This window comes from uncultured Sphingorhabdus sp. (assembly GCF_937872355.1).
Classification (GTDB): Bacteria; Pseudomonadota; Alphaproteobacteria; order Sphingomonadales; family Sphingomonadaceae; genus Sphingorhabdus_B.
On sequence record NZ_CALMSV010000226.1, the window covers coordinates 1 to 7,564 of the forward strand.

The window sequence follows — 7,564 nt, forward strand, 5'->3', positions numbered from 1 at the left end:
ATGGTTGCCGCCGAATATGTCGCGGTGACAATTGATCGCGAACCGGTCGGTCATGCCAGCCAGAAAATCGCCGATATGGCGTGCACGCGCAGGCTGCTCTTCCGGCAAGCTGTCGCGCCATTCCTGCGGCAGCAATCCGGCATCTCCGCTATAGGCTTCGAACAGGTCGGCAATCACCTTGGCCGCACGCTCGGCAGCGCTGATCTGGGTCGGGTGGTGATAGAGATTGGCGTACATGAACGCCTTGAGTGTGCGTTCACGCTCGGCCAGTTCTTCGGAAAAACCGCCAATGGTGTGGCCCGCGGCGCGCACATCATCCGCCGTTTGTATGCCAGCTTCGGCGATGCGAAGCTTCGTGGTTTCAATCACATCATTGACCATCACGCCAATCTGTTCGCGAATCAGTTCGCGCAACAACGCCTCGTGCCGGGCACCCGGATAGCGATCGCAGATTGCCCGCCAACGCTGCTCGACAAAAGGCAGCTCGAGCAATTGGTCGAGCGTCAGCAGGCCGGCCCGGATGCCATCGTCAATGTCGTGATTGTCATAGGCAATATCGTCCGAAATCGAAGCAATCTGGGCCTCTAGTGAAGCAAAGCTGGTAAGGCCGAGCGGAAACTCGGCATCGATTTCGCGCAGCGCCCAATTGGGATCGCGGACCGGTCCATTATGCTTGGCAAGCCCCTCCATCAGTTCCCAACTGAGATTCAAGCCCGGCCACAACGGATAGGGCGACTCCAACTTGGATAACGTGCGCAGCGTCTGCGCATTGTGGTCGAAGCCGCCATAAGGTGCCATCGCGGCCTCCAGCGCATCCTCCCCTGCATGGCCGAACGGCGGGGGGCCGATATCATGCGCAAGGCACAAAGCCTCCGTCAGATCTTCATTGAGACCCAAGGCCCGCGCGATGGTGCGGCCAATCTGCGCGACTTCCAGACTGTGGGTCAGGCGGACGCGGTAATGATCGCCATCGGGGGCAATGAAGACCTGCGTCTTGTAACGCAGGCGGCGAAAGGCGATCGAATGGATGATCCGGTCGCGATCACGCTGGAAAATGTTACGCGGCCCGCGCGCTTCCCCACCCGGTTCGGGATAGAGCCTTCCGCGGCTGGTTTCAGGATTGCAGGCAAAAGTTGCGCGGCTGTGCATGGCCAAGCGCTTTGCACCAGAGGCGTTAACAAAACCAGCCGCTATTTGGCGCCCAGTTTCTTGACGACCGTTCCATTCTCGCTGTTCCAGACGAAGCTGCTACCCCCCGCCTTACGATAATCGGCGTCCCATTTCTTCGCTGCCTGGGCGTTCGCAAAGGGGCCGACCAGCAAGCGGCTCGATTTGCCCCAGACCGAAGTCCAACCTTCCTTGCCCTTGAATAGTTCGGGCGATTTTTTGGCAAAGCGGCGATAGTCTCCACCCAAGGCCGCTTCGGCGCCGGTGGCCACCTGCACCCAGATTCGCGCTGGCTGTGGCGGAGCTTTGGGTTCCACCTTCGCTTTGCCGGTTTTAGGGTCTTTGGCGGCGGTTGTTGCCGCCGTATCGGCCTTGGCCTGCGCCTTCTGTATTGCCTTCAAATCAACCGGCGCGACTGTGCGTTTCTGCTCACTCTCCGGGATTTCGATGGACTGCACCAACGCGCCGAGATCGAAAGAAGCCGTCTTGGCAGGTTCAGGCTGCTGCACCGAAGGTAATGCGGTTGGCGGCGACGCTTCCGCCGCAGCAACTTGTGTAGCTGAAGGAGAAACTGGCCCGTCTTGGAGGACTGGCCCTTGTACCGCCGGTTGCGCCGAAGTTGGCCCCGTATCGACTATCAGATTTTCAGCCACTCTGGTTTCAGCAGGAGCAGGATTAATCACGGGCGGCTTGGTCGCGGGCGCAGCGACAGGATCAGTTTTGGCAGGTGGAGGCGTCGAACCTGATGCAATCACCTGTCGTTGACGCACTTCGTCTATCGCGCTTTTGGGCGTTACTAGGGTGCTCGTTTCGGCAGGAATCGAACCAGCGCTGTTAACCGTTTGCGTAGCAGCTGCAATCGAAGGTGGTGGAGATGCTGGCGGCGTGCGACCGGGCAGGATGATCCGCACTGGCGCCCGCGCGGTATCAGGTGGGGGAAGCTGCGCCGAAGCGAGGACAACAGGCTTTGACTTTGATGCTTCATCCACCTTCTGCTGTGCAGAAGCGGTTGAGAAACCGGGCTTGGTATCATTCCGGGCTACCCGTGTTTCGCTTGGCTTGGGTTTCTTTTCGTCTTTTTTGGATGCCGCTGACTTTTTGGAAGAACTTCCAAGCGGCTGGCCTGCCGGTATCAACCGGTCCTGCCCTGTCGCCGCGCTGGCAACCTTGGTCGCACCGGTCGCAGCTGCAATCTGGCGCAATTCCGGCGTGTCCTCGCCTATCCGGCCAACAGGAAAATGCCCGAAATGCATAGCAGCTGCGCGTTGTGCATCGGTCATGCGAGGCATTTGACGGAGAAAGCCTTCCATGCGCCTTGCAGATTCCGGCGACAGAAAGCCCTCCGCAATTTGTACGGCTTCCTTCAAATTGCCGCGTGCTGCCAACATCATTGATCGGGCACGCCAAGCCTCCGGATCATTCCGCTGCAACAACGGTACGAGCAAGCCATCGGCTTCATTCGCATTGCCAGCCATCGAGAGCGACATGGCGTAGCGCCGGGTCAGATCATCGCTGTCGCCATAACTACGCGCCAATTGATAATCCTGATGTGCACGGGCAAAATTTCCGAGAAGATCAAAGGCCAAGGCTCGATCGAGGGCGATCGAGCGTTCGGTTGCTCCCAGCCGGATCGCATCGTCGAAATAGCGAAGTGCCTCAAAAGGGTTTTCGGTACGCACCATCGCGGAACCCAGCCCTGCAACCGTCCGCGAATTGCCTGGCTGGATGCTGTTAGCGCGGGTGAAGAAGTTTAGCGCAGCGGCAGCGTCACCCAATTTCAGCGATGCATGGCCCGCGTCGGTCAACGCTACCGGATCCGAAGGGCGCAACGCCATACGGCGCACGGCATCGCGCAATTCTATAGAGGCGGGAGAATCAAAGGCTGGTTTGACTTGCGGCTTGGCCTGTTCGAACTGGTCCAACAGGCTTTCATCAGCGTCCTGCGCAGCAATAGGTGCTGCCAAGGCAAGCCCAAGCGCAAAAGTTAGCGAGACCCGTTTCATATGTGTCATTGGCCCGCAAATGTGATGCGCATGGCAAAATTGCAATCACTACACATCAAAGCGCGCCGGATTGTGCCGCATGCTCGACAAGCGGCTTCATCCGGCACGGTTTTGAATCAGCTATTGCTCTGACGGTCCAAGAAACGCGGGATGTTGACCCCGCCCGCATTGTCATCCTCGGGTTCGTCATTTCCGCGGGTGAGACCACGCGACAGGTTCGACATCCGTTCGAACAAAGTTCCGCCACCAGTCGATACGCGTGGCGCGGGCGGAACGGGGTCTACCTGAGCTTCGCCATAGACGGGCGCAGCAGGCGCCATCTCTTCAGCCGGCTCTTCATGTGCGACATGGGCTTCACCCAGTTCGAACGTCGCTTCTTCGGCTTCCGGCTGTGACAGATCAAGTACGCCGTCATCTTCGGCGGTTGCGCCTTCGCCATAGTTGAAGGCCGGAGTACCCTCCGCCTCCGCAACAGGCTGATATTTTTCAACCGGTTCGGGCTCGGGAAGTTCAAGCGCCTCTTCAACGACCGGCTCAGGCTCAACTACCGGCGGGGGAGCAAAGCCGCCCAGAGGCGTAGCCGGACGGCTGTCAAAGGCATAGGAACGTGCAGGCTGGGCTGCCTGACCGTCCTGGTCGATGCCGGTGGCGACAACCGAGACACGGATTTTGCCGTTGAGATTTTCGTTGAAAGCCGAACCCCAGATGATGTTCGCATCAGGATCGACCAGTTCGCGAATGTGGTTGGCTGCTTCATCAACTTCCATCAGGCGCATATCTTCGCCGCCGGTAATCGAGATGATAACCCCCTTCGCGCCCTGCATCGAAACGCCATCGAGCAGTGGGTTGGCAATCGCCCTTTCAGCAGCTTCAAGTGCGCGTCCGTCGCCTTCGGCTTCGCCGGTACCCATCATCGCCTTACCCATTTCGTGCATCACTGAACGCACGTCTGCAAAGTCGAGGTTGATTAGGCCGGGCATGACCATCAGGTCAGTTATGCCGCGCACACCCTGCTGAAGCACTTCGTCAGCCAACAGGAATGCTTCCTTGAAGGTGGTATTCGGGTTGGCAACCAGGAACAGATTCTGGTTTGGAATGACAATCAGTGTGTCGACATGCTGCTGCAGCTCGGCAATCCCCGAATCCGCAGAGCGCATGCGGCGCGAACCTTCGAACAGGAAAGGCTTGGTCACCACACCAACGGTCAGGATATTCATCTCACGCGCCGCGCGGGCGATAACAGGAGCTGCTCCTGTACCCGTACCACCACCCATGCCAGCGGCGATGAAGCACATATGCGCGCCTTGCAGCGCCTGCTTCACCTGCTCAATCGTTTCCTCGGCCGCGGCACGGCCCACTTCGGGGCGTGAACCAGCACCAAGCCCTTGCGTGATATCGGGGCCAAGCTGGATACGATATTCTGCCGGCGAAGCGTTGAGCGCTTGAGCATCGGTATTGGCGACGACGAAATCGACGCCTTCCACCCGTGCACCGATCATGTTGGCGATGGCATTGCCCCCTGCTCCACCGACACCGATGACTGCAATTTTTGGCTTCAGTTCATCGACAACTGGCGGACCGATGTTGATGCTCATTCCTGTTCACTCCCTTGGCCGGTCTGGCATAAGAAAAAGAAGTTCAAAAACCCCCGTTAACTGTGTCTTGTGGCACAAAATTCAGGGCAAAACACGCAAAAGTTACCCACAGGCTGCGGGTTGTTCTTGGCGCGCGGCTAGAGGTTCTCTCTTATAGCCTGCATGATGCGCGCGATCACACCCGCATTGGAAGATTTTACAGCACTATCAGATCCTTGCAGGCCCAACCGAAGGTCCGATGGGTTGGAATTCGCGTAGAGCGCAAGCCCTGCCATGGTCGAGAATGCAGGCCCCGAATGTGCGTCAGGAAGTCCCGGAAGCTCCGTTGGGCGACCAACGCGTACCATACGCCCCAGCGCCGCCTGCATATGGTCTGCGAGCCCCTTCAATTCGGCACCGCCGCCGGTCAGCACCACATGGTGTTTTCCCGGATTCGAAAAACCCATTTCCTTCAATGCGCGCCCGATGTCTGCAACCATGGCATCGATCCGCTGCGAGATGATCGAATTCAGTTGTGCGCGCGTAATTTTCGGTCGTTCTGCCTGTGCCGTATCACCCGGTGCCGCAACTTCGAGGCTCTCCTGATGGTCACGCGGAGAGGTAATCGCCGACCCATGAAAGCATTTCAGACGCTCTGACTCAGCCCGGCGGATCCCGAACACCGAGGCGATTTCGTCGGTAATGTCCGCACCTCCGTGATTGAGCGTAACCAAACCCGCCAGCATGCCGCCGATGAATACTGAGACATTAGAGACAGCGGCCCCCATCTCCACCATTGCGACGCCCAATTCGCGCTCCTCCGCGCTCAGGCAGGCCGGCCCGGCTGCAACAGGCGAAGCGACAATCGCACCGACCCCCAAATGGGAAGCACGAGCCGTCATGTCGAGGTTACGCACTGGCGCCGGGTCTGCCAGAACGGCATGTATTTCAACCCCGACCCGGTCGGCGTAGAGCCCCAACGGGTTGGCGACACCGCCATTGCCATCAAGCGCATAAAGCGTCGGGCTTACATGGAGAACCACCTTGCCCCGCGTATCGATATTCGCCCGACCTGCAGTCAACAGGTCGTCTATGTCGGCTTGCTCAACCTTGTCCCCACCAAGGTCGATTTCAACCGGCGATAGCAGGCTGTCCAGCCCACCTGCCGACATAGCAAGCCATACGCGATCGATATTGATGCCCGCGATCCGCTCTGCCTGTTCCACTGCATGACGCACCGAAAGCTCGGCGAGTTGCATATCGGCAATGCATCCGCGCACCACGCCCTTGCTCTCGCGCTGTCCGGTACCCAACACATGGATCGCTCCACCTTCATCGACCCCGGCAATCAATGCCGAAACTTTGGAAGAGCCGATATCAAGCGTGGAAATAATCTTGTCGTATCGCACCGCCATCAGGCCGCATCCCCGCCTTCCCCGGCTTCGGCAGACGGCTTTTCACTTGGCTTGATCTCGACCGGCTTTTCCTTTGCCGCACGGCGCATATAGGCGCGTTCAGGGTCGCGCAGGTCGAAATGGATTATGTCACGGCCGAGCAAGCGATGCACCCCATCCATGCGGGTGAAGTTGACCAGCGCCTGTGCGGCCAGATTATCACCCTCAGGCAATGAGAGGGTTTCGCCAGTCTTGAAGCGCAGATCCCAGCGGCGATTTCCGACCCAACTCGCGCCTGCAACCTGATCCTTGAGCGACTGCGCACTGTCGAGCAACTTGGCTAACGCCACGACTTGCTGGTCTGCGCCTTCGCCGTTTATCACGGGAAGGCTGCCAATCTCTGCCCGTGAAATCTTTTCAAGTTCGGTACCTTTATCGTCGATCAGCGAGAAGACGCCATTGCGATGCCACACCGCAGTTGGCTTACGTTCCAATATGTCGACGACCAGCGTATCCGGCAGGCGGCGCGTAACGCGCACATCCTTGATCCAGCCATATTCGATCAGGTCAGCGCGTATCTTGTCGATATCGACCAGCGGCATCGCCCGGTCTTTTTCGGCGAGTACAATGTCGTACACCTTCAGCTGGTCAACACGGTCCATGCCGGTAATCTCGACCCGTTTCACTTCGAACCCGGCCTTGGCGGCGACCTGCGCATATTGCTGATAAGCCGCCTGCGGCACGCCGAACCAATTGGCAACAATCAGCGCCACCACCAGCAGCACCGCGAGCACGCCCCAGGTAAGGACGCGCTGAATGTCTTGTTCAGTGAACGGCAGGATGCGCAGCAGCCGGTCCATGACGCCGACCTGCCGCACTTTCTTGCGCGGCGTGGTCTTACGTGCCTTGGCAGGTGCCTTGCGGGCGGTCGCCGACTTCATGCAAGCGCCTCCTTCACAAGGATATCGACGAGTTGCTCATAACTGATACCCATCTGCTTCGCCTGTTCGGGAACAAGGCTCAAGGGAGTCATGCCCGGCTGGGTGTTGGTTTCCAGCACGAACACGCCTTCACGACCCAGTTCATCATCCCAGCGGAAATCGGTGCGCGACGCACCCTTGCAACCGAGCAGTTCGTGTGCACGCTGCGCCAATTCCATCATATAGTCTTCGATATCCTTGGGGATTTCGGCCGGACAGACATGCTCGGTCAGGCCATCGGTATATTTGGCGTCGAAATCGTAGAAGCCACTTTTGGGCTTCAGTTCGGTAACGCACAGCGGTTTGCCGCCGAGCACCGCAACCGTCATCAGAAGATTCATGTCGGGGCGAAGATTTCTCGCCGCATACCAAGCCTTTGCCACGACGAACCGCCCGCCGAGCACGATCGCGGCAAAATACGCTAAGATCTCTAGCGAAGGCACCGG

General features: G+C 58.7%; 5 protein-coding genes and 1 pseudogene. All 6 read right to left on the bottom strand.

The window, feature by feature from the left end:
• Positions 1-1,149, bottom strand: a 1,149-nt coding sequence (locus Q0239_RS14910) for a deoxyguanosinetriphosphate triphosphohydrolase (protein WP_298604274.1), incomplete at its 3' end; no start/stop codon positions are given.
• Between the two features lie 41 nt (positions 1,150-1,190).
• The gene (locus Q0239_RS14915) at positions 1,191-3,179 is read right to left on the bottom strand and encodes a hypothetical protein (RefSeq protein ID WP_298604276.1); all 1,989 of its coding nucleotides are present in this window, start codon (positions 3,177-3,179) and stop codon (positions 1,191-1,193) included.
• A gap of 107 nt (positions 3,180-3,286) precedes the next feature.
• Positions 3,287-4,765, bottom strand: a complete 1,479-nt coding sequence (gene ftsZ / locus Q0239_RS14920) for a cell division protein FtsZ (RefSeq protein WP_298604278.1) — start codon at positions 4,763-4,765, stop codon at positions 3,287-3,289.
• A 137-nt stretch (positions 4,766-4,902) separates the two neighbouring features.
• Entirely contained in the window at positions 4,903-6,159 is a 1,257-nt protein-coding gene (gene ftsA, locus Q0239_RS14925; RefSeq protein ID WP_298604280.1) for a cell division protein FtsA, read from the bottom strand.
• On the bottom strand, positions 6,159-7,079 hold the full coding sequence (locus Q0239_RS14930; RefSeq protein ID WP_298604282.1) for a cell division protein FtsQ/DivIB: 921 nt from the start codon (positions 7,077-7,079) through the stop codon (positions 6,159-6,161). Before Q0239_RS14930 ends, ftsA begins: the two co-directional genes overlap by 1 nt.
• Positions 7,076-7,564: pseudogene (locus tag Q0239_RS14935) on the bottom strand (hypothetical protein); the annotation flags it as partial. The gene Q0239_RS14930 and the pseudogene Q0239_RS14935, both read right to left, overlap by 4 nt.

What these genes read in the sequence shown, in the direction of transcription:
- ftsZ (WP_298604278.1), bottom strand. Translation starts at nt 4,765, where the DNA reads ATGAGCATCAACATCGGTCCGCCAGTTGTCGATGAACTGAAGCCAAAA.
- Q0239_RS14930 (WP_298604282.1), bottom strand. Translation starts at nt 7,079, where the DNA reads ATGAAGTCGGCGACCGCCCGCAAGGCACCTGCCAAGGCACGTAAGACC.
- ftsA (WP_298604280.1), bottom strand. Translation starts at nt 6,159, where the DNA reads ATGGCGGTGCGATACGACAAGATTATTTCCACGCTTGATATCGGCTCT.
- Q0239_RS14915 (WP_298604276.1), bottom strand. Translation starts at nt 3,179, where the DNA reads ATGACACATATGAAACGGGTCTCGCTAACTTTTGCGCTTGGGCTTGCC.